26 protein-coding genes are annotated in these 18,434 nt (G+C 60.2%); 14 read left to right on the top strand and 12 right to left on the bottom strand.

Annotated elements, in window-relative coordinates; translation table 11 throughout:
- Positions 1 to 4 precede the first annotated feature (4 nt).
- Both traI and CFB45_RS37475 read right to left on the bottom strand, forming a co-directional pair.
- Positions 5 to 1,681, bottom strand: a complete 1,677-nt coding sequence (gene traI / locus CFB45_RS37480; protein ID WP_089430179.1) for a TraI/MobA(P) family conjugative relaxase — start codon at positions 1,679 to 1,681, stop codon at positions 5 to 7.
- A complete protein-coding gene (locus tag CFB45_RS37475; protein WP_089430178.1) occupies positions 1,678 to 1,986 on the bottom strand; it encodes a plasmid mobilization protein in 309 nt (102 codons plus the stop codon). The genes traI and CFB45_RS37475 overlap by 4 nt, the downstream gene beginning before the upstream one ends.
- 307 nt (positions 1,987 to 2,293) lie before the next feature.
- Between CFB45_RS37475 and CFB45_RS37470 the strand changes: the two genes are divergently transcribed.
- The 7 genes from CFB45_RS37470 to CFB45_RS38855 all read left to right on the top strand — a co-directional run bounded on the left by CFB45_RS37470 (position 2,294) and on the right by CFB45_RS38855 (position 6,449).
- Entirely contained in the window at positions 2,294 to 2,584 is a 291-nt protein-coding gene (locus CFB45_RS37470; protein ID WP_089430177.1) for a hypothetical protein, read from the top strand.
- Positions 2,581 to 2,883: a hypothetical protein gene (locus CFB45_RS37465; protein ID WP_144025283.1), complete on the top strand. Its 303-nt coding sequence runs from the start codon at positions 2,581 to 2,583 to the stop codon at positions 2,881 to 2,883. The genes CFB45_RS37470 and CFB45_RS37465 overlap by 4 nt, the downstream gene beginning before the upstream one ends.
- A 119-nt stretch (positions 2,884 to 3,002) precedes the next feature.
- The gene (locus tag CFB45_RS37460) at positions 3,003 to 3,662 is read left to right on the top strand and encodes a hypothetical protein (protein WP_144025282.1); all 660 of its coding nucleotides are present in this window, start codon (positions 3,003 to 3,005) and stop codon (positions 3,660 to 3,662) included.
- A 36-nt stretch (positions 3,663 to 3,698) separates the two neighbouring features.
- The gene (locus tag CFB45_RS37455) at positions 3,699 to 4,250 is read left to right on the top strand and encodes a PAAR domain-containing protein (RefSeq protein WP_089430174.1); all 552 of its coding nucleotides are present in this window, start codon (positions 3,699 to 3,701) and stop codon (positions 4,248 to 4,250) included.
- Between the two features lie 227 nt (positions 4,251 to 4,477).
- Complete coding sequence (locus tag CFB45_RS37450) at positions 4,478 to 5,017, top strand: VRR-NUC domain-containing protein (RefSeq protein WP_256978542.1); 540 nt, start codon at positions 4,478 to 4,480, stop codon at positions 5,015 to 5,017.
- Between the two features lie 5 nt (positions 5,018 to 5,022).
- On the top strand, positions 5,023 to 6,144 hold the full coding sequence (locus CFB45_RS37445) for a type VI immunity family protein (protein ID WP_089430173.1): 1,122 nt from the start codon (positions 5,023 to 5,025) through the stop codon (positions 6,142 to 6,144).
- A gap of 23 nt (positions 6,145 to 6,167) precedes the next feature.
- Positions 6,168 to 6,449 carry a hypothetical protein gene (locus CFB45_RS38855; protein WP_144025281.1) on the top strand — a complete coding sequence of 94 codons (282 nt, stop codon included), beginning with the start codon at positions 6,168 to 6,170 and terminating at the stop codon, positions 6,447 to 6,449.
- Between the two features lie 45 nt (positions 6,450 to 6,494).
- On the opposite strand, the gene CFB45_RS37440 is transcribed toward CFB45_RS38855, so the two are convergent.
- Complete coding sequence (locus CFB45_RS37440) at positions 6,495 to 7,433, bottom strand: DNA-binding protein (RefSeq protein ID WP_089430172.1); 939 nt, start codon at positions 7,431 to 7,433, stop codon at positions 6,495 to 6,497.
- A 1,159-nt stretch (positions 7,434 to 8,592) separates the two neighbouring features.
- Between CFB45_RS37440 and CFB45_RS37435 the strand changes: the two genes are divergently transcribed.
- A complete protein-coding gene (locus tag CFB45_RS37435) occupies positions 8,593 to 9,384 on the top strand; it encodes a replication initiation protein (protein ID WP_089430171.1) in 792 nt (263 codons plus the stop codon).
- A gap of 169 nt (positions 9,385 to 9,553) precedes the next feature.
- Here the strand turns inward: CFB45_RS37435 and CFB45_RS37430 are convergent, their stop codons facing one another.
- Complete coding sequence (locus CFB45_RS37430) at positions 9,554 to 10,627, bottom strand: hypothetical protein (protein ID WP_089430170.1); 1,074 nt, start codon at positions 10,625 to 10,627, stop codon at positions 9,554 to 9,556.
- 125 nt (positions 10,628 to 10,752) lie between these two features.
- Between CFB45_RS37430 and CFB45_RS37425 the strand changes: the two genes are divergently transcribed.
- Positions 10,753 to 11,400: a division plane positioning ATPase MipZ gene (locus CFB45_RS37425; RefSeq protein ID WP_089430169.1), complete on the top strand. Its 648-nt coding sequence runs from the start codon at positions 10,753 to 10,755 to the stop codon at positions 11,398 to 11,400.
- A gap of 34 nt (positions 11,401 to 11,434) precedes the next feature.
- The gene (locus CFB45_RS37420) at positions 11,435 to 11,680 is read left to right on the top strand and encodes a plasmid partition protein ParG (protein ID WP_089430168.1); all 246 of its coding nucleotides are present in this window, start codon (positions 11,435 to 11,437) and stop codon (positions 11,678 to 11,680) included.
- Between the two features lie 43 nt (positions 11,681 to 11,723).
- Here the strand turns inward: CFB45_RS37420 and CFB45_RS37415 are convergent, their stop codons facing one another.
- Positions 11,724 to 12,332 (bottom strand): recombinase family protein, encoded by a 609-nt coding sequence (locus CFB45_RS37415; protein ID WP_256978540.1) that lies wholly within the window; start codon positions 12,330 to 12,332, stop codon positions 11,724 to 11,726.
- Between the two features lie 195 nt (positions 12,333 to 12,527).
- A complete protein-coding gene (locus CFB45_RS38850; RefSeq protein WP_144025280.1) occupies positions 12,528 to 12,716 on the bottom strand; it encodes a hypothetical protein in 189 nt (62 codons plus the stop codon).
- A 320-nt stretch (positions 12,717 to 13,036) separates the two neighbouring features.
- On the opposite strand from CFB45_RS38850, the gene CFB45_RS38845 reads away from it, so the two are divergent.
- Genes CFB45_RS38845 through CFB45_RS37400 form a run of 4 tightly spaced genes read left to right on the top strand, consistent with a single transcriptional unit; the run spans position 13,037 to position 16,573 of the window.
- A complete protein-coding gene (locus CFB45_RS38845; protein WP_144025279.1) occupies positions 13,037 to 13,321 on the top strand; it encodes a hypothetical protein in 285 nt (94 codons plus the stop codon).
- Positions 13,321 to 13,887 carry a hypothetical protein gene (locus tag CFB45_RS37410; protein WP_256978539.1) on the top strand — a complete coding sequence of 189 codons (567 nt, stop codon included), beginning with the start codon at positions 13,321 to 13,323 and terminating at the stop codon, positions 13,885 to 13,887. Before CFB45_RS38845 ends, CFB45_RS37410 begins: the two co-directional genes overlap by 1 nt.
- The gene (locus CFB45_RS37405; RefSeq protein WP_089430166.1) at positions 13,884 to 16,052 is read left to right on the top strand and encodes a DotA/TraY family protein; all 2,169 of its coding nucleotides are present in this window, start codon (positions 13,884 to 13,886) and stop codon (positions 16,050 to 16,052) included. Before CFB45_RS37410 ends, CFB45_RS37405 begins: the two co-directional genes overlap by 4 nt.
- Before the next feature lie 11 nt (positions 16,053 to 16,063).
- Complete coding sequence (locus CFB45_RS37400; protein ID WP_089430165.1) at positions 16,064 to 16,573, top strand: hypothetical protein; 510 nt, start codon at positions 16,064 to 16,066, stop codon at positions 16,571 to 16,573.
- A gap of 33 nt (positions 16,574 to 16,606) precedes the next feature.
- Here CFB45_RS37400 and CFB45_RS37395 read toward each other — a convergent pair whose 3' ends face one another.
- From CFB45_RS37395 to CFB45_RS37375, 6 genes are all read right to left on the bottom strand, one after another.
- Entirely contained in the window at positions 16,607 to 16,921 is a 315-nt protein-coding gene (locus CFB45_RS37395) for a hypothetical protein (protein ID WP_089430164.1), read from the bottom strand.
- On the bottom strand, positions 16,911 to 17,165 hold the full coding sequence (locus CFB45_RS37390; RefSeq protein ID WP_218828894.1) for a hypothetical protein: 255 nt from the start codon (positions 17,163 to 17,165) through the stop codon (positions 16,911 to 16,913). Before CFB45_RS37390 ends, CFB45_RS37395 begins: the two co-directional genes overlap by 11 nt.
- A 78-nt stretch (positions 17,166 to 17,243) precedes the next feature.
- Positions 17,244 to 17,369 carry a hypothetical protein gene (locus CFB45_RS39735; protein WP_256978537.1) on the bottom strand — a complete coding sequence of 42 codons (126 nt, stop codon included), beginning with the start codon at positions 17,367 to 17,369 and terminating at the stop codon, positions 17,244 to 17,246.
- Positions 17,362 to 17,676 (bottom strand): hypothetical protein, encoded by a 315-nt coding sequence (locus tag CFB45_RS37385; RefSeq protein WP_256978536.1) that lies wholly within the window; start codon positions 17,674 to 17,676, stop codon positions 17,362 to 17,364. Before CFB45_RS37385 ends, CFB45_RS39735 begins: the two co-directional genes overlap by 8 nt.
- 2 nt (positions 17,677 to 17,678) lie before the next feature.
- Positions 17,679 to 17,933 (bottom strand): type II toxin-antitoxin system RelE/ParE family toxin, encoded by a 255-nt coding sequence (locus CFB45_RS37380; RefSeq protein ID WP_256978534.1) that lies wholly within the window; start codon positions 17,931 to 17,933, stop codon positions 17,679 to 17,681.
- Positions 17,934 to 17,959: 26 nt separating this feature from the next.
- Positions 17,960 to 18,232 carry a CopG family ribbon-helix-helix protein gene (locus CFB45_RS37375; RefSeq protein ID WP_089430161.1) on the bottom strand — a complete coding sequence of 91 codons (273 nt, stop codon included), beginning with the start codon at positions 18,230 to 18,232 and terminating at the stop codon, positions 17,960 to 17,962.
- Positions 18,233 to 18,434: the final 202 nt, after the last annotated feature.

The following is an 18,434-nucleotide window of genomic DNA, read 5'->3' as shown; positions in this document are numbered from 1 at the left end:
GCAATTACGACATCCGGCGGGGCGACCGCTTCGGTGTGCCGTCGGCCGGTCGCCCGACCTCGCCAGCAGCTTGACCGCGCTGAGCAGCCAGACGGCCGCTCTCCTGACGTATGACGGCCTGCAGCTCCGGGTTGGTGATCACGAAGCCATACCGGGCCGCCAGACGGGCGCAGCGGGCCTTGTAGGCCTCGCTACCAGTCACCTGGAAGGCACCCCATTTCTCAGCGCTGAGCTGCAGGGCGGCGAGAATAGCGGCTTCGTCGGCTGCGTCATGCACGTCGATCCGGTCGCCACGGTCAACGAACGCCGGCGAAACCCGGCCGGCTAGGTGGTAGGCCACGCGATCGCCGTGGATCTCGGCCACGAAGTCGCGCAGGTCCTTGCGGCGTCGAGTCTCGACCGGATCGACTCGTATATCGCCGACAATCCGCGCCGGGATCTCGTCCGGCTCGTGGTCGCGGTAGCGCCACTGATCGGCCGCCTCGGGCGACAGCTCGCTCCTGAGCCAGTCCTCGTAGCTCGGAAACGGCCGGAAACGCTCCTGGAAGCGCCGACGCTCGTCGCGCTGCCGCTCCTGCATCCGAAGGCGCATGGCGGCCTGATCGGCCGCCAGAACGCTGCGCCGGACGTTCAATAGATCGCCCTTGCCGCGCCACGTTCCGGCCGTAACATTGCCCCGCTCGTCGCGCTGTTGTTTGGCCACCCCCTGCCGCTCGAGCTCGTGTTTCTCGCCGAGACGGATCTTTGTGGCTTCCTTGGCCTGGTAATGCGCGCGGCGAGCGGCGATGTATTCGGCCCAGCGCGGCGCAGTGGCCTTGATTGGCTTGGCCTGAAGGGTAGGCGAGGCCTCCGCCGGCGCGGCCGGCTGGAACTCGCCCAAACGCTTCTGCAGGGCGGCCAGCGTCGCGCCACGATCCGCGCTCGAGGCCTTCACCGCCACGTCGCCGATCCAGATGATCGCACCGCTGCCCTTGCGCTCGTAGCGAAAACCCTGCGCCTGCAGACCAGCGTGCAGCTCGCCCCAGCTCGCGGCCGCGCGAATGATCGGCGCCGCGGTCTCGATGGCGATGCGCTCGGCCGACTGCTCGCCCGTCCTCACCTCCATGTCGCGCCGTTTCTGCGATGGTGCTTTACGGCTACTGGGAGCCTCCCGGATAGCCTCACCGTTGGCATCGACTTTGTAGCGGGCATTTTGCTCGCTCGACCAGCCCTGGATGACTTCGATTTTGGCGATCGCGCGGTGGCCAGCTTCCTTGTCGAAACCCTTGTTCGGCTTGATGACCTTGAGCGTATCTGGATGCACCCGGTTCACCGCGATGTGCAGGTGCATGTTGTCGGTGTCTTGGTGCAACGCATACAGCGCCTGGTTCTCGGCAAGGCCCAACTCGGCGAGCAGGATCTCAACCGCCTGTTCCACCTGAGCTGCCGTCGGATATTCGCCCTCACGCCAACTCAGGATGTAGTGATTGATCGGGTTCGCGCTACGCGGAGCGTCCGTCGCCAATGCGATCATCTCGCTTTGCTGGCCCGCGTGATCGTCGCAGAGGAACCCGCGTGCGCCGGTGTACGCGACTTTTTCGTGCGGATTGGTTTTGGCTGGATCGCGAATGTAGTCGGTCAGATCGCGAACGTGTTTTGCCTTCGACTTCACGCGATCCGCCGGCACCTTCTTAAAGATCATGGCTGGCTCAGCTTCTTGATCTGCCCGGTGATCTCCACGAGGGCTTGCGCAGTCTCGCGGCTGTACACGCCGTCTGTCTTATTGTGGAGATCCTTCAGCAGGCCACCAACACGGCGCAGCTCGCGGACCATCACCATGTTGGCGCTCGCGACGATCGGCCGCCCGAAATACCGTCGGCGAATAAGTTCCGAAACGGTCAAACCAGCAAGCTCGGCGTCATCTTGCAAGCGGGTCTTTTCGTCTTGCGTCAATCGCAACGTAACGCTCTTGGTGAGTGCCTTCGCACCCTGCACTTCGAACGGCATAGCCGATCCTCCCAATAGGCGCTGCGCGCCGGTCAACGGGTCCAGGGCTACGCCCTGGCAGGATGAGTCGGCCTGTGAGAAGCGAAGCGCCGAACGGGCTGACGTCCTTTGTCTGCACTGGAACGAAGTTCCATGTGTAAGACAAAGGCCATCCTGTTACACTCAACCGCAGTGCAGATGGTATAGCACGTCGCCTTTTTAAGCGATAGCATTCAGGGAACTTGAAACGTCAGACGGAATCGTATTTCGCCGACGTTTGCACTCGTACTTCGCCGACACTTTGCCGGCATCCAAAAGGCCAACAGCAATGACGAACGAAAAGCGGTTCACAGTCGGCCAAGTGAAAGCGATGCTTGCCGAGCTCGATGCCGAATTTCCGCCGCTCACGCGTGAGGAAATCGACGCCAACAAGGTCAGCGAAAAACGCAGAGCAGCGGACAGAAAAAAGCGGGAAAGTGTGGCGATTCTGCGCACCGAACTGGAAACCCTGAAGGCGCGCGGGATGACGATGGAACGGATCGACGAGGTGCTACGAGGCGAACGCCTCGATGAAGCCACGCCGACGCTTCGAAAGTACCTTTTGGAAACACGCCGATGAACATGATGGATCGGGTTGGGAGCGTTCCGGCCGGCGCTTTGACGGACGATCAGTTAAGCGATCTGCAGCTCGCCGAAGACCTGATCGATACGATGTACAGCATCACGTGGCGTCGCATCTTGGAAAGACGCGCGATGCGCGAGCCAAATGCAGCATCCATCGACGAGCTGCAGAAGATTCTGAGACAGTGCAACGACGATCGCCGGTTACTCAGATGGCACCGGCAAGATCGATCCGCGATGAAGGCGATCATCGATCAATATACGGTCGCAGTGCGACATGAATTGGCGATGCACTGAGCATTAAAAACTGGCGGTATTTAAACCGATTAACGGAAGGCATAGCGTTGCCTGTGCAGGCAACGATGCGGTAGATTTGCGGCGGGCCCCATTCCGCTGATGATTTGAAAAACGATTCCATGAAAAAATCTACTCTCTCCTCGCTTGCACTGGCCGTTCTTCTAACCGCCTGCAGTTCTTCGAAAGACGCGAACAACAACAATTTCGAAAAGGCGATCAACGCGCATTTTGCGAAGACCTGCGTGACCGTTCGCCCGGGCGGCTTTATGGGCGGCAACGCCTATCCGATCACTGTGACGTTGCAGACGCCGAACAACTTTACAAAACCGGAGCAGACCGCCAAGCAGAATGCCGACGCCACGCGCCCCTATGAGGTGCTGGTGAAAGCCGGTCTGCTGAGCGCCCGGGACGGCACGACGAAAGAAACGCCGTTGTTCGGCACCGGTCCGAAAGACGTGCCGGCGAAGATCTACAACCTGACGGACGAAGGGAAAAAGGCGTTGGCCAACCCGGACGGCAAAGGCACGGATTTGTGCGCCGGCCACTACAAGGTGGATGAAGTCGTACGGTTCACGCAGCCCTCGAATGCGTTGGGTTCCACCATGTCAGAGGTGTCATACACGTTCAGCACCGTGGACGTGCCGGCCTGGGCCAAGTCTGACGAGGTGCGGCAGGTCTATACCGGACTCGCCTCTCAGCTCGCCGACCACCAAAAGGGACGCACGATGCTCGTGCTCGCGAGCGACGGCTGGATCGACGCGAGCGACTTCGGAAAGTAAGTTGGCAGCCAGAGAGACCTGACAGGGGACTTGCTTATGGGTTTTGCATTTATCCGCGAGGGCGACACCACCTCGCACGGCGGACGCGTGCTTGCGTGTGATCCGACCAACGCTGTCGACGGCAAGGCATTGGCGCTGCTTGGCGACATGGTTTCGTGCCCGCGCTGCGGCGGGATCTTCCCGATCGTGAACGTAAAAACCGATCTCCACATGACATTCAACGGCCGGCCGGTTGCGTCCGACGGTGACATAACGGCATGTGGCGCGACGCTCATCGCAACGCAAAGCACGGCCACGGCGTCTCCAACCTCGGGCACGGGCAACCCGGTCGGTGCCGGCAAAGGTGTGCTGGCGCAGACTGTCGCGCAGGGCGACGGGACATATCGCGGGCGTTTCCAGCTCGTCGACGACAACACGCGCCAGCCGATCTCGAATCACCCATACACGGTTACCTCTGCGGACGGCCAGACCATCCAGGGCATGACGGACACGAACGGCCACACCGACTGGTTGAACACTCATCAGGCAGCATCGCTCACGTTCAATCAACCAGGCAGGGCCAAGAACGCGGGCGCGAGCGAAGCATGAGCGGCGGGTATTCGGGCGGCTCGGCAGTCGGGGGATCGGGAAGCGGCCAAGGGCAAACGACCGTTGTGGGGGCAACAGATGGCCTTTCTCCCGACGACAAAAAGGTGCTTTGCAACGCCTTATGCAAATGCAGCGATATCGGCGTAGCGACTCGGGGCGGTGGGCGCATACTTAGACAGGCATGCGTCGCGCAGCGGTTGGATCTTGCAAACGAGACTTCGCGCATCATGACCGGCAACCCGACGGAATATCTGCCGGAAGTCTCGTACGACATGACCAAGGAACCTCCTGCCCCGATCATGTCGGACGACGATCCGCTACAACCGCATGATTCGCTGCTGGACTGGATTCGCGATAAATGGCCGGGAAGAATGGGCGGCTATCGCAGGGACAAGGCTGCAGGCGGCCCTGGCGTTCGCCGGCCTGACGTTGTCATCGTGAACGACCCCTCTCAGCCGCCCGTACAATCGAACATCAAGAAAGTCGTCGAGATGAAATTCGATGACGGTTTCGGGCAGGGACAAAGTACCTCGTACATTCGCATCGCCGGCAGCAGAAGCAAGTATGCTCCGCTGAATCGAGCCGACTGTGGGTGTTCCGACAAACAGTCGGAAACGCAATCGGCCCGATCAACGCAAAGCCATTCCGCAACTGATGACGTGTTTGGAACCGATGTGGGAAGCCATAGCAGCATGGGACCATTCGGGCTGCCGCTTCCCCCGCAGCCCCCAGGCGCGCAGCCCGCAGGCGTTGCCTTACCACCTTAAAGATCATGACGCATGATGAACTGGTAGCGTGGGCCAAAGATCCGCGACGGCAAGACACCCTCCCATTTGGCCTATACGAGCCTGCGTATCAAAAGGCGATCGTAGGCGCAGCGCTAGTCGTGCGCGGCGCACTGTACTTCAAAGGCGGATACACGAAATCCGTGCGGCAAGCGCTTGTGCATTGTTACGAGCGTTATCTGGCGACGATCAAGGATTACGAAGTGGCGTCGTTCAAAGCTGCAGGGCTGGAACCTCCGAAGGTCGGCCCGATGCGCTGGTTCTACGAGGAAGGCAAGAGTCCGGTGGCCTTCGATAAGGCTCGCGGATTTTCCCGGCTGGCAATGGATTTGCCGAGCAATCAAGCCCTCGTGTCCGCGACGACGAGTGCAGACCACAAGCTCGCGACTGGCTTTTACGAGTTTTCTGTGTTCTGCCTCGAGGACTGGCAAGCCGCGATGGGTACCCGTGGCGTTGATGTGATGGTGTTCACAGTACCGCGACGTTTCCTGGAGATTTGCCCCGGGGCGTTTGAGGCGATGTTTGCTGAATTCGCTGCAGCGGTTCCAACCATTTGGGGGCACGGCGGGTACGGCGTGAATCTCCCCCCGCTCAACACCGAAGCAAATGAAGCGAGCGAGTATTTCTGGTGCCGACGGTACGGACCCGGCATCGATGTCGGGCAACCCAACAGTACGTCCATTCGTGATCTGACCGGCAAGATCAAGACCGTCGATTGGTTGACGGCACTCGATGCCGATCTGGTTCGCAGCGTCGGCGGTGCGGACAAACTGATGCTCCCGCCGGACTGGTTCCGCATAACGCCGTTTGGAGATGGCGGCCTCATCATTCAGGCGGGCCTAGAACCGGTCGCAGGCGTCCCGATCGGGAAAGGGATCCCCCCCGATCCGCCGGCCGCGTATGTACTGCTGAATCATGCGCTGCGCCCGATCGTGGCGGAAACATCCGACATTCTGCAAGGCGGCACGATCAACAGCACTGCGCCGTTGCTCAATACGCGCGTTGCGACAGAAGCATGGCTACGTCGGTTCGATGTTCCCGACGATAAGACAAACGGCTACTGGGTCGAGCTGCACAAGACACCGAAACTCCCGCCGGCGGGGACGTAAATCAAGCCAACAAACAGGACATCATGAGCGAACTGATTTGCCCACACTGCCACAACCGTGTCTCGAATGGCGCTCGCGTATGTCGCGGCTGCCAGGCTGAACTGCATTACGGCGCGCACCCAGCGCTCTACTTGATTGCAGTAGCCATCGGCTTCTATCTGATGCACAAGGCCGGCACCACTTTCCCGCACCTACCCAATTTTGTGGCAATCGGTATCTGGGTGGTGACGGGTGGCGGACTCTGCTTCCTGATCGCATTGGCGACCCGCAACCGCGTGATTTTCAAGCGGCGGTACAGGACGTAATTACTCAACTCATTTGAGTTGAGTAATTACCCAATCCCCGTTTGCTCACGATCCCGCACGCTTGGTGTTGGCGCGACGTTGTGCCGGCGCCGGCGTCGCGGATCTCGCGGCGTCGAGTTGGCCTCGCAGCGAAGCGGCCTGCTCGCCGGCCGCTTTCGCATCCGCGCGCGCGCGTTCGGCGTCGGCCGTAGCAGTGGCCGCCTCACGCTCAAACGCCTTCGCGCGGGCTTCTGTCGCTTGCAGCGATGCACGCGTGTCGGCGAGCTCGGCCGCAAGCTTGTCAGTGCGTTGCTGCTGCACCGACAGTACCTCTTCGGCACGCTCGCGCCGCGAACCAGCGTCGGCCAAGCGCGCGGTCAAATCATCCTTCTGGGCGGCAAGCACTGCGGCGGATTGTTCGGCCGCTACACGTGCCTGACGCTCCCTGTCGAGATCAGCACGCACGGCCGCAAGATCAGCTTCAAGCCGCGGCATCGCCTCGAGGCGCAGTAGTGCCTTCGCTAACTCCGTGCGGGCCTGCTCGGCGGCTTGGCGCTCGCGCGCCGCTTCCTCCCGCGCGGAGTCGAGGTCGTCAGCAAGCTGGGTCGCCTTGCCCTCGGCTGCTGCTTTGTCGATCGACAGCGCTTCGAGCTCGGCGTCGCGATCGGCGATCAGCTCACCTTGACGCTCATTCTCGCCCGCAAGGTCGGCTGCGGCCTGCTGCTGGTCGGCGAGCTCGGCCTCAAGCGTCGCGCGTGCTGCGCTGAGCTCCTGGTCCATCCAGTCAACGATCGCGCGCTGTAACGCCGGGGGAACAGCAAGCGCAGCATTCGGTTGGCGCTCCTGCCCGGCTTTCCAGCGCTGCAAGAGCTTGGCGACGGTTCCCAAACTGCCCGTCCCTAAGCGTTCACGCACGCCGCGCAACGTCGGTTTGACACCTTCCGCCTTCATCGTGTCCGCAATCGCGTCGACCTGCTCGGCGGTGATATTCGCTTCGCGACCCATGCTGCCTCCCGATATGATATGAAACGATATAATTGATATGATACGATATGATATGAAAAACAGCAAGGAAAAATGCCCGGGCCGTCGGTGACTGCCGCTCATCACTCCGTGTTTACCCACTGGAAGCTGTTTTCCGGCCGCCTCACACGTTCTTTGCGGGTTTTTAAGGTGGAGAAGGGCCAAGGGCCGGAGGGAGGCCCGCAGCGCCGGCCCTTGACGCTCACGGAACCTCCCATGATCTGCGCAGGGATGAGTGAGGGACCACAGGTCTGTTGCCCGCACCCCTGCCACGTGGCGAACGTTGGGGGGCGGAGGCAAAGCGCCTCGGTCAAGGCCGCGTAGCGGCGAAGGATGGTGTTTTTAGCTGCTACCGCTTTCTCCGGAGATGGGGCATCCGGCTGTGTCTCGATGTCGCTTCCGTAGTCGATGGCAGCCCGCCCCCTTCCTGTAGACAATTTGGGCCTTTGCGTACAGTGAGCTTGTCAGCCGGGGCCCTCACAAGGGCCGGGTTGAGCGGTCGGGACGGCCGTTAGGACGGCCTGAGCGCGATTTATCCCGGTCTTAGGGGATCGGTGCGGCCGTAGGCCGTGCCGAGCGCCTTAGACCACGAGCTTCGATGACAGGTGAAGAGGAAAGGTTTGGTTTTTGAATAGAGGGCTGTTGGTGTCCGCAGAAAAATTATGGGCATGAACGTGTGTGGTCCCCGCCGCGCCAGCAGGCGCGGCTTCGTTGATCTGGATAAGGGTTTGTTGTGGGGGTTGTTCACGCGCCTTAGGCGCGCACTTATTGTCCATCACGGGGTGGCCGCGGAGCGGTCGGGGTGGGGTTGAAGCGCGGAGGGAAACAGTTATCAACAGGCGCTTGCTTCGGGCCTTTGTAGAAATATTTGTCCTTGTTTGTAAACCCTGTTTGTAAACCCCTTTGTAGGATCGCGCAAAGCCAATAGGGGAAAGGGTTTGCGAGGTGTTACTCTGACAAATTTCGGGGTAGTCGGGCGTTTTTCGGGGTAGTCGGGCGTTTTTCGGGGCGTATCTGACAAATTTCGGGGTAGTCGGGCGTTTTTCGGGTATGTGCTCATTTTTTGAGCAATCTCCGCTTGCCGCCTCATGGAATTCTGACATAGACTGATTGATGTCAGAGTAACCCGGAAAATGTCAGAATGGCCGACCTTGCCAAGCTGCCCGACCCCGACACGCGCGAGCGAAGCGTGACGATCAAAAACGAGCTAGTGCGCCGTATCCAGCGCATGAAGCTGTCCGAAAAGCGACTGCTCGCACTTGCGATCGCCAAGTGCAACCCGAAAACAAAAATGCTGAAAGATCGGGCAATGCGTCTCGATCCAGTGACCGGCGCTGCTCCTGGTTGGACCATCCGCGTGACGGCAAAGGAATTCATCGAAGCGTATCCACACATTGAGGCTAGGCACGCCTATAGCGAGCTCAAGAAAGCCGCAGAAGACCTCTTTGAATGCCGCGTGGAGTGGGATGAGGAAGTCATCTCGCGGGGCAAGAAAGAGACGAAGCGCCGGTCGGTGCGGTGGATCTACGAAAAAGCGGATACGACAACCGCCGGCTGGGTGGATCTGAAGTTTTCACCCAGCATTGCCCCCTACCTGCTCGGCATCGAAAGCGAGTTCACGAAGTACAAGCTACGGCATGCGGCCGATCTACGGTCGATCTATTCGTGGCGCCTGCTTGAAATCATTGCGCAGTACCGCGATACCGGCTTCGTCGCCATTCCTTACGACGAGTTTTGTCAAGCTATGGGGGCACCAGATAGCTGCGTGAAGGACTCTGGACAGCTACGCCGCCGCGTCATCGAGCCGGCGGTAAAAGAGCTGCAGGAGAAGAATGCTCTTGCAATCGAATGGGAGCCCATCACACCGGCCGGCCGAAAGGTTACGGGATTCCGATTCAAGTTCAAACCAGACCCGCAGGGCCGTCTATTCTGACGCCCGCCGTTCGCGTCAGGCTACCCCGAGAAATGTCAGAATTACTGTACATACGTATGTACGCAATCACTCAACTCAAATGAGTTGAGTGATTGCGGATTGGTTTGTGCCCGGGATATCCACGCTAGCCAGCACATCTAGTCCGATCATGAATGTTAGCCGCGTGACATCAACCCACATCCCCGCGGCCGCGCGGCCCAACCAGGCGCAGTGTCGACGCCACAAGGCTCAAGCCAACGCCAAATCCGATCAGTCCGAAACCGAGAGCTCGCATCACACCGGCATGGAACACCAGTTCCAAGATCAGCCCGGCAACGATAGCGAGCAACGCGTACGCGAGCTGCCGACCATGCTGAATCTTCCAGCCGGCGTTCTCAAAGTCGGTGAGCGTGTGAGGTACGAGTTCGCGCGCACGTCGCTCCTCAGCGCGCAGCACGTTCAGGTCGAGCATGCCATCTGCGTCTGGGTATTTTCGGCGTCGCTGTTGCCAGTCGAGCTGCTGCCAGTCGACGATCGCATGCCGCACATAATGTTCCGACGGAGCGTCGGCCAGGTCCCGCCATCGTACGGTTTTCACGCCGTACGCGGACAGCAACCGCTGTGTGAGCGCGGGACGCTGAACGAGCTGCAGGTAGCGCCCGTCGAGAATTGCGAACCATGTCAGCCGATCTTCCGTAGGCTCAACCAGCACTATGCGGTCAGGGGCAAGATAGTTGCGCCGCGTCACCCATGCCGCAATCGCTGGCTCGCCGTGCGCTCGCATAAAGGCAACCCTGTGCTTGCCTTCGAATGCCCAAATGATCCCAAGCGGCTCGATCCAATAGTATTCCGCGCGCTGCAGATAGATGACGTCGAACTCGCGCGCGTAACGCGCGCGGCGCTTCGCAATCTCCTCGCCGCGGATCGACTCCGGATACCCGCCGATGCTGGCACCCAACACGAGCGCCGGATCAACGTAGGCACGAAATGGCGCGCCCATCGCCTCGCTGTGATCAAGGAACGGCACGATGCGCTGCAAGAACTCGTGACCAGTAAATGCACAGGTGCCTGTCCTGCTATCGAACCAGTCATTGATAAACGGCTGGCCAGTTTCTTCGTCAAGACTGAAACGGTCCAGGTCGAGTTTTAGGTCGGCTAGGCCGCGTGCGACGATCTCAAGCGCCGATGACACTCCAAGCTCAAGCGTCACGGGCGGAGCATCCGAGGCACCGCGCGGCTGAAGTGCAAGGTTGTAGGTGGCCACCGTTTCCCCCTTTAGTTGAAGGTATCCCTATTTTCGCAAGCCGTGAAGTCAACGCTCGCCCTCATTGACACTCAATTACTCAACTCATAAAATCAACTCATACACTCAACTCAAAGGAGGGTGCAATGATAGTCCTGGTCGGCGGGGAAAAAGGCGGTGTCGGCAAATCAACGCTTGCGAGTAACTTGGTCGTCCACCTAGCGCATCACGAGGTCGATGTGGTGCTGGTGGATACGGACGGGCAGGCCACCTGCGCGCGTTTTATCGAGCGGCGCGACGAGGCCGGGATACACCCCTCTGTTCCATGCGTACAACGCACCGGTGACGTTGCTTCAACGTTGCGCGATCTCGCACGTCGCTACCAGGTGATCGTCGTCGACGCCGGCGGCCGAGACTCCCGCGAACTGCGTACGGCGCTAGCCGTCGCAAATCTGTTCCTCACTCCGATCCGCGCAAGCCAAGCAGACCTCGAGACGTTGCCGAAGGTGAACGAGCTTATCGGCCTAGCCCGTGGGCTTAACCCAGAACTCAAAGCAGCAGCCGTCCTATCTATGGCGCCGTCCAATCCCGTCATCCGAGAGGTCGAAGATGCTCGCGAATTGTTGACCGAATTCGATCAGCTCGAGCTGGCTGATACCGTGATTCGTGACCGGAAGGTATATCGCGATGCACTACTCGGTGGCCGCGGTGTCGTCGAACTCGACAACTCGCAGGCCCGCGCAGAGATTCAGCTGCTCGCCCAGGAATTTTTCGAGCTCGAGCCGTCCGCTTGATTGAGCAAATGATTAACTCAATGGAGTTGAGTGAATGAGTAAATTTAAGATCGCCCCGAAGAGCAGTGCCCACGCGCCAAACAAGCCGATGACGGCCGCCGAATTTGCCGCAGGGGCCGCGCTCGTTCAATCTCAGACAGGGAATCGGCCAGCCAAGCCGATACGCCTCAACATCGATCTTGACCCTGAACTACACCGCCGTCTGAAAGTCCGTGCAGCAGAAACCGGGATCTCCGTTGCCGAACTTGTGAGAGGTTTGATCACGCGCGAGATCGGCTAACGTGCCGACCGAACGGTTCTAAATAGCGGCGCCGGCGACCAACTCAGCCTTGTATCTCCGGCACCGCCAACGCCTTGTATAGCGCCGTCTTCCCGACCTTCACACGAGCGGCCGCTTCACGCACTGTCAGGCCCTTGGCGTCAATCAGCGCGCGAGCGCGGGCCAGCTTGTCTGCCGTCACAACCGGCCGCCGGCCAGCGGCGCTACCTCGGGCCTTCGCCACGGCGAGGCCTGCGCGCGTGCGCTCGCGAATCAAATCGCGCTCGAAGTCGGCCAAGGCCGCAAACAGATGGAACACAAGGCGCCCGCCCGGCGTGGTGGTGTTGATGCTCTCGGTCAACGAGCGGAAGCCGACGCCGCGCTGTTCCAGCTCGGCCACGGTCTGCACCAGGTGCGGCAGGGATCGGCCGAGTCGGTCGAGCTTCCACACGGCCAAGGTGTCACCCTCACGCAGATAGGCGAGGGCGGCCGTCAGGCCCGGCCTATCGGCCTTCGCGCCGCTCGCCACGTCCTCAAACACCTTCACCGCACCGGCGGCGATCAGCGCCTCGCGCTGCATGGCCGCGTCTTGGTCAGACGTCGATACGCGGGCGTAGCCGATCACATGGCCAGCTAGGTCGCGGGTGTAGTGGTCCGCTGGATCACGCATCATCAAGGCTCCGAGTAACAGCGGACGGTTTGTCCGCTTTCTGTCCGCAATAATGCCTTGTCCGCCTACCCGTTTACAAGCGGCATTTGCGGACAGATTGATGCGCGGCCGGCAGACCACCGTTTGACGGACAACACGTTTGATCCCAATTGGGATCATCCAGCACACCCGCTTAGTTCATGAATGATCCCTCTCGGCTCATCGGTTGAGCTGATAGACACGGCATGCCTCGGTGTAGCGGTGCGGGCAAATTTCAGCGCGTGAGCAATCGTGATCGCGCTGCACGGCAGCGGCCGAACTGCCGATGCCTGAGACGATGAAGGTTTGCCGATAGAGCGTCACGGGGATGGCTGCGATCGTACAGTGGAAGGGACGTTGCTGGGTCATGTGAGCCTCGCTCGTTGGAAAGCTATAGCGTGGCGTCACGACTAACCGACCTTACGTCGCAACAAAAAAACAACAGCCTTCGGCAGCGCTGGACTTTCCGTAGACGCATTCAACATAAAACCGCAGCGCATCGACACGGCGTCGCAATTCCGAATAAAAACAAAGACTTCTTTTCACATTTATTCCGTAGATTCGAATTATACAAAATACATATTTTTAATCAGTTACTTGCGTAGAAGTATTACTTGTTAATACCACAACACAGAGCCTAAAATCAGACAGGCAATGAGCCCGTTTCGTATTAGATCTGGAATACAAAAATGCAGACTGATTTTGAAAACCTGTCGGCGGCCGCTCTGCTGTGGACGAAGCGCCGCTGGATGCTCGGATTTGCTGCGTGCCTGATGTCCGCAGCTCTCTTTCACCCGTTCAATTGGATCTGGCCGGCATGTGCAGTCGTGTGCCTGATCATCGCGCTACACGCGCATGAGCGCCTTGCCGCGATTAGAGGCACGCCGTGTAGATGGCGCGATGTGTTCGATTTTGAGGACCCTCTCAGTGCATGGCTCAGCAAACAAACTTCCAACAACCGGGAGGGCAAATAATGGACGTGAAGCAAACCGCAAAATCGGCCGGGATTGAGATCGCGAAGCGCCTTTTCCTGCCGACCTATGCATTCCGAAAGAACGTACAGTCTCTTAAGGCAGTGAAACAGCAGCACGCCGAAAACATCGTCTACATCAAAGATCTGATCGCGCGAGCCAGAGAACAAAAAGCTCGCGCCGAACAGAAGGGCGAGGGCGGCGCCGCTGAGCAGGGGTTCGAGGAGATGATGCGCCGTCGAGCCGTCGGCGCACCAAGCATTGCCGACCTGCAGCGGCGATTTCTTTTCCAGAAACGACTCGCCATCGCTGTCGGCTCGGTTTTCCTTCTGATGGGCGTCTATGCCATCTCACGAGGCAACCTGCTGGGCATCTTCACGCTTGTGGCTGGTCTGCCTGTGATGTTCATGGCCAGCCTGACCGCGCAATTTCGCCTGTGGCAGCTTCGAAGCCGACGGCTATCGCGAGCTGAGCACGGTGGCCTGAATGACTTCACGAAAGAGCCTGGTTGGTTTGCCAGCGTTCTCGATCCGGAGTTCGGAAAGCAACAGAAAGGGGAGCGGGTATGAAACGCAGAGCAGCACGCCTCCTTACGGCGATCCTAACTAGCCTCGTCGCGTTGCCCGCATTTGCCGACGGCACGACCCTCGGTGCAATCAGCCAGGCCGCAAGCCGATCGGGCGACATCAGCCGCAAAGTCCTGGTCGGAATCTTTGGTAACGTCGTGAATAACCCGCTCGCGACGGGCGGTGCCGGAGGCGGCGATACGATCCTCTCCAGCATCTTCCAGGTAGCAAACGGCGGGCTGCTCGTCGTGGGCGCCTTCTTCGCCTGTTATGTATGGTTCAAGCGCTTATCGCAAGCGGCGCATTCGGGCGCGGTGTACGGGCCTGACAAGGGGACCATGTGGGGGCCAGTTCGGCTTGTGTGGGGCCTCGCCTCGCTAGTACCGACTGCCAACGGCTGGGCACTCTCGCAGCTTCTGATGCTGTGGGCAGCGTCAGTCATGGGCGTTGGGCTCGCCAACATGGGAACCGACTCGGCAATCCAGGCCTTCGCGGACGGGAAGGGGATGGTGCTGCAACCGGCAATGCCTAGCACGATACAGCTCGCACGAGACCTGTATCAGGCGAACCTGTGTATGCACGCGTACAACGCGGGCCTGTCCATGGTCGAGGCAAATGGAGGCCTGTCGCCTGACCCAAAGGAATACGTGCAGATCACGTCCGGCTCGCAAGGCCTCGTCCTCCGCAACCCGATCGGCACGAAATATTGTGGCGGAGCGGATATTGACGCGTCGAAGCTCACCCCACAAGACCAATCGACCAACTGGTTCAGCGGCACCATTGATACGACGGCGCTGTTCCAAGCTCACCTGCAGGCCCTCAAGGCCATGGAAAACACGCTGTCGCCGGCGGCGCAGGCATTCGTCAATGCCGTTATTGATCAGCAATCGAACGCCGGCGCCGTTATCCCGGATGCCGAGGTAGCAATCCAGTCGGCCGCGCAACAATACGAGGCCACGATACAAAGTCAGGCAGCGACGACCACGGGCAACATCAGCAGCCTGGCTGGCCAGCTCAGTAGTTCGATCAAGGACGCGGGTTGGTGGTCGCTCGGCGCGTGGTATCAGACGTTTGCTCAGGCCAACAGCAAACTCACTGATGCAGTGTCGGCCGTCGCACATGTGTACAAAGAGCAGGTAGGTGGAAACGATGGCGTTTCCCCGCTGCGCTCCCAAGTCGACAACGCATTCCAGCTTCAAGAAGCTGGCTCGACGACGACGCAACCGTTGGGCAACGCAGGAAATGCCAGCGAAAAGGATGGGGGTAAAGCCCTCAGCCAGATCTTCTCGGGCTTTGGGCAGAAGATCATTGCCGCGATGACCAGCAGCGGAGACGGGGAGCGTGGCACCGTGAACCCGCTCATCAAGATGAAAAATCTCGGGGACTACACCCTGGGAGGTGTCGAAAGCGCCTTCGGTGTCTGGGTCGGCTTGAACGCCGTCGTCGCCGGCGCAGATGCCAGCATCTGGGGGAAAGTCGCGAACATTGCGTCCGGCCTCGGTGCAGCCGCCGGAGCGGCACTGCATGCAACGGAGCCGATGTTGTTCACGCTGCTCATCCCCCTCCTGTTCATCGGTGCGGGCTTGTCTCTGTACCTGCCCATGATCCCGTTCATCACCTGGTTCGGGGCGGTCATAAATTGGGTCATCATTGTAGGCGAAGCCGTCGTCGCCGCCCCTCTGTGGGCAATGACGCACCTTGGCGGTGAGGGCGATGGCATGGGTCAACGCACCGCACATGGATACATCTTCCTGCTGAACGTAGCGGTGCGCCCAATCCTGATGGTGATTGGGTTTTTCTTTGGCGGAGCCGTCCTCCAAGAAGGCGGAACGGTGCTCAACTTGTTCTTCGGGGTAGCTGTCGCCAATGCACAATTCGATTCACTCACAGGCATCGTGAGCGTCATCGGCTACCTCGTGATTTATTACATGCTCTGCGCGAACCTGATTCAAACGAGCTTTAGCCTGATCTTCGTTGTGCCCGACCAAGTGCTCAACTGGGTGGGTGGTTTGGCATCGGCGACGCTCGGCCGCGAAACGACTGGCGAAGTTCGCGGAGCGCTCGCGGTGTTTGCAGGCAAACTTGAGCGAATCATGCCGGCTACCCCCAAGCGTGGCCCGGATAAAGGCGGCAGCCGCCCAGGTCAAACCGATGGAATGCACTCGTGAGGAAATAAGTCATGCTTAATTTATCAATCGTGTTGGTTCCGGTCGTGCTGGCCCTCGCGTCGATCGCCGGCCTCGTCTTCAGTGGATTTGGACTGTTCGCGGGCGTAGGCGTGCGCGACGGCATGCCGTGGATCGTAACGTCCGCTGCCGGCCTGGTCGTCGCCATTGTCTGGATCCGGATGTTCGCAAGCCATCTGACCGCGAAACTGCAGCGACAGGTACAACGCGTCGCTCCACCCGGTTTTCATCCAGCCGTCGAGGCCAGCGCCCCGACCGAAGGTCAGTACGTCGGAATCTCGACGGAGACGGGGAGTGTGGTAGTCGTTGACAAAAAGAAGCGCATCGCCAAGGAAATGCCTATCGACAAGGTGTCGCGGTGGGAGTTCGAAGATGCCGAACGGGGAAGCACGTACCTCGTGCTATGGTTCAACGATCATGCGTTGCCATCGACACGGGTCCTTGTACCACGTCGAAGTGTCGATGACACGGCATCGCGGTTGCGAATGGCGTTGGGCTTCTAGCAAAACAAGACCGGGCCTGATGGCCCGGTTTTTCTATGCGAGCGTGGTGCAGATCTCGTGCAACGCGAGGATTTCATGCTCGGCCACACCTCGCCGGCGCAACTCGAGCGCTGCCGCCGATCGCAGCGCCTGGTGCTCGAGCTGCTGCTGCTCGAGCAGCCGGCCCAACAGAATCACTTCGCCCTCGGCCTCGAGGGCCCGGAGCTGCGCCGGGCTCTCGGACGCCCAGCGATCGAGGATCTGCCAGCCGCGGCGATGAAACGATGGCGAACGGCAAACACTGGCCAGCGTGGCCGGCGTCAGCACGGCGGCAGCGATCGACAGCGGCCGGGTAGGCTCAGCGTGCATCGGGCCCTCCCATCGATCTCAGGTAGGTAATCAACCGCGTGTTGCTGCCGATCGACGTCGACCTAAAGCCACCGGTCCTCCGCAGCTCGTCGATATGCTCGAGCGAAAAACCCATGCCGACCAGGGCCGCGTCGTCGCCCTTCGCCAGCGCTTTGTTGGCCGCACGCATGAGGACGTTCGCCGACTGAAGGCGTGCGATTTCGAACCGGATTACATCCGGGCTGATAGGATGTTCAATTGCCATGTCATCACCTCTAGCCAGGTGGTGGTGTGGAAGTCCCGCCCGTGTGCTGCAACACGCGGGCGGGGCGCCTGATCCGAATCAGGTAGGCGGTGGGGCCTCCTGGTCCGGCTGCTGCTCGCCGAGTTCGGCGAGAATATCGGGCTGCAGCTCGAGCTGGCCGGCATAGACCAGCGGCGTGCCACAGCGGGTGTGATCGTCACTCATTGCCGTTCTTGATCCGTGCCTGTAGCTCGGCTCGCTTCTTGGCAAAGCTGGCTTCTGCTTCTTCGTTGGATACCCATTTGGTATTCGGATCGTCCGCCTCTTCAAGCCCCTTGCTAACCTCTTCCCGATACCACTGGTCATAGGCTGCTGCATCGGCAAGCAACTGCAACGTAGGCTCGTGCCGCACCGTGACCCACTCTAGGATCAGGCAGTAAGCCTGCAGGGGCGATAGCCCTTGCTCGGTAAGAATGGCGGCCGCCTCGTCATGGAGGACAGCAATTCGGGCACTGGCTTCGTCGTCGGTCACTCTCAATACCCCGCTTCTCTCTGATGCCGGAAGGCCAGCACGTAGACGGCATCATCTGCCGGCTCATACCGATACAAGGCGACATAGCCCGAGTCGCCGAACGGGATGGCCAGCTCCCGCCACATCGGATTTTCAGGAAAAGGGCGGCCAACGGCCGGCGTCGTCTCCAGCAACAGAAAACGCTGCTCGATCGCCTGAGCTGCGCGCCGAACAGCCGGCTCGCTCTTGTCGGCCAGAAAGCGCCGGCAGCGTTCCAATCCCTGACCGGCGCGGGGCGTGATAATTACGTGTGGCACTCAGGCAGCCCCGTCTCATCGTCCGTGCCCCACGTTTTCAGCCAGGTGCGAACCTCTTCACCGGTCAGATGCAGGCCGGTTTCCTGGTAGTGCGCCCACGATGCCGCGGCTTCCTGCTTGAAGCTTTCGCGCGCTTCCTCGCGCTCGACGTACTGCTTGATCGCCTCGCACATGATCCAGTGCGGCGACCGATCGCGCATGCTGGCAAGGTGCTGCACGCGCCCCTTCAGTTCGTCGTCGATCTTGAGTGACGTTGCCATACGTCAACCCTCCGTTATCAATGGGTAATACCTAGCGATACTATAGTCCCGCGCCCCCTCGTTGTCCACGCGGGGGCAATTACGACATCCGGCGGGGCGACCGCTTCGGTGTGCCGTCGGCCGGTCGCCCGACCTCGCCAGCAGCTTGACCGCGCTGAGCAGCCAGACGGCCGCTCTCCTGACGTATGACGGCCTGCAGCTC

The organism is Burkholderia sp. HI2500, assembly GCF_002223055.1.
Taxonomy (GTDB): Bacteria; Pseudomonadota; Gammaproteobacteria; order Burkholderiales; family Burkholderiaceae; genus Burkholderia.
This window is presented reverse-complemented; position numbering and strand designations above follow the sequence as displayed.

Bases quoted from the DNA above. Each gene is read 5' to 3' on its own strand.
- CFB45_RS37445 (WP_089430173.1), top strand. From the start codon at position 5,023: ATGACGCATGATGAACTGGTAGCGTGGGCCAAAGATCCGCGACGGCAA.
- CFB45_RS37425 (WP_089430169.1), top strand. From the start codon at position 10,753: ATGATAGTCCTGGTCGGCGGGGAAAAAGGCGGTGTCGGCAAATCAACG.
- CFB45_RS38855 (WP_144025281.1), top strand. From the start codon at position 6,168: ATGAGCGAACTGATTTGCCCACACTGCCACAACCGTGTCTCGAATGGC.
- CFB45_RS37470 (WP_089430177.1), top strand. From the start codon at position 2,294: ATGACGAACGAAAAGCGGTTCACAGTCGGCCAAGTGAAAGCGATGCTT.
- CFB45_RS37390 (WP_218828894.1), bottom strand. From the start codon at position 17,165: ATGGCAATTGAACATCCTATCAGCCCGGATGTAATCCGGTTCGAAATC.
- CFB45_RS37415 (WP_256978540.1), bottom strand. From the start codon at position 12,332: ATGATGCGTGATCCAGCGGACCACTACACCCGCGACCTAGCTGGCCAT.
- CFB45_RS37435 (WP_089430171.1), top strand. From the start codon at position 8,593: ATGGCCGACCTTGCCAAGCTGCCCGACCCCGACACGCGCGAGCGAAGC.
- CFB45_RS38850 (WP_144025280.1), bottom strand. From the start codon at position 12,716: ATGACCCAGCAACGTCCCTTCCACTGTACGATCGCAGCCATCCCCGTG.
- CFB45_RS37420 (WP_089430168.1), top strand. From the start codon at position 11,435: ATGAGTAAATTTAAGATCGCCCCGAAGAGCAGTGCCCACGCGCCAAAC.
- CFB45_RS37410 (WP_256978539.1), top strand. From the start codon at position 13,321: ATGGACGTGAAGCAAACCGCAAAATCGGCCGGGATTGAGATCGCGAAG.
- CFB45_RS37475 (WP_089430178.1), bottom strand. From the start codon at position 1,986: ATGCCGTTCGAAGTGCAGGGTGCGAAGGCACTCACCAAGAGCGTTACG.
- CFB45_RS37375 (WP_089430161.1), bottom strand. From the start codon at position 18,232: ATGGCAACGTCACTCAAGATCGACGACGAACTGAAGGGGCGCGTGCAG.
- traI (WP_089430179.1), bottom strand. From the start codon at position 1,681: ATGATCTTTAAGAAGGTGCCGGCGGATCGCGTGAAGTCGAAGGCAAAA.
- CFB45_RS37440 (WP_089430172.1), bottom strand. From the start codon at position 7,433: ATGGGTCGCGAAGCGAATATCACCGCCGAGCAGGTCGACGCGATTGCG.
- CFB45_RS37455 (WP_089430174.1), top strand. From the start codon at position 3,699: ATGGGTTTTGCATTTATCCGCGAGGGCGACACCACCTCGCACGGCGGA.
- CFB45_RS37460 (WP_144025282.1), top strand. From the start codon at position 3,003: ATGAAAAAATCTACTCTCTCCTCGCTTGCACTGGCCGTTCTTCTAACC.
- CFB45_RS39735 (WP_256978537.1), bottom strand. From the start codon at position 17,369: ATGAGTGACGATCACACCCGCTGTGGCACGCCGCTGGTCTATGCCGGC.
- CFB45_RS38845 (WP_144025279.1), top strand. From the start codon at position 13,037: ATGCAGACTGATTTTGAAAACCTGTCGGCGGCCGCTCTGCTGTGGACG.
- CFB45_RS37395 (WP_089430164.1), bottom strand. From the start codon at position 16,921: ATGCACGCTGAGCCTACCCGGCCGCTGTCGATCGCTGCCGCCGTGCTG.
- CFB45_RS37405 (WP_089430166.1), top strand. From the start codon at position 13,884: ATGAAACGCAGAGCAGCACGCCTCCTTACGGCGATCCTAACTAGCCTC.
- CFB45_RS37465 (WP_144025283.1), top strand. From the start codon at position 2,581: ATGAACATGATGGATCGGGTTGGGAGCGTTCCGGCCGGCGCTTTGACG.
- CFB45_RS37450 (WP_256978542.1), top strand. From the start codon at position 4,478: ATGACCGGCAACCCGACGGAATATCTGCCGGAAGTCTCGTACGACATG.
- CFB45_RS37400 (WP_089430165.1), top strand. From the start codon at position 16,064: ATGCTTAATTTATCAATCGTGTTGGTTCCGGTCGTGCTGGCCCTCGCG.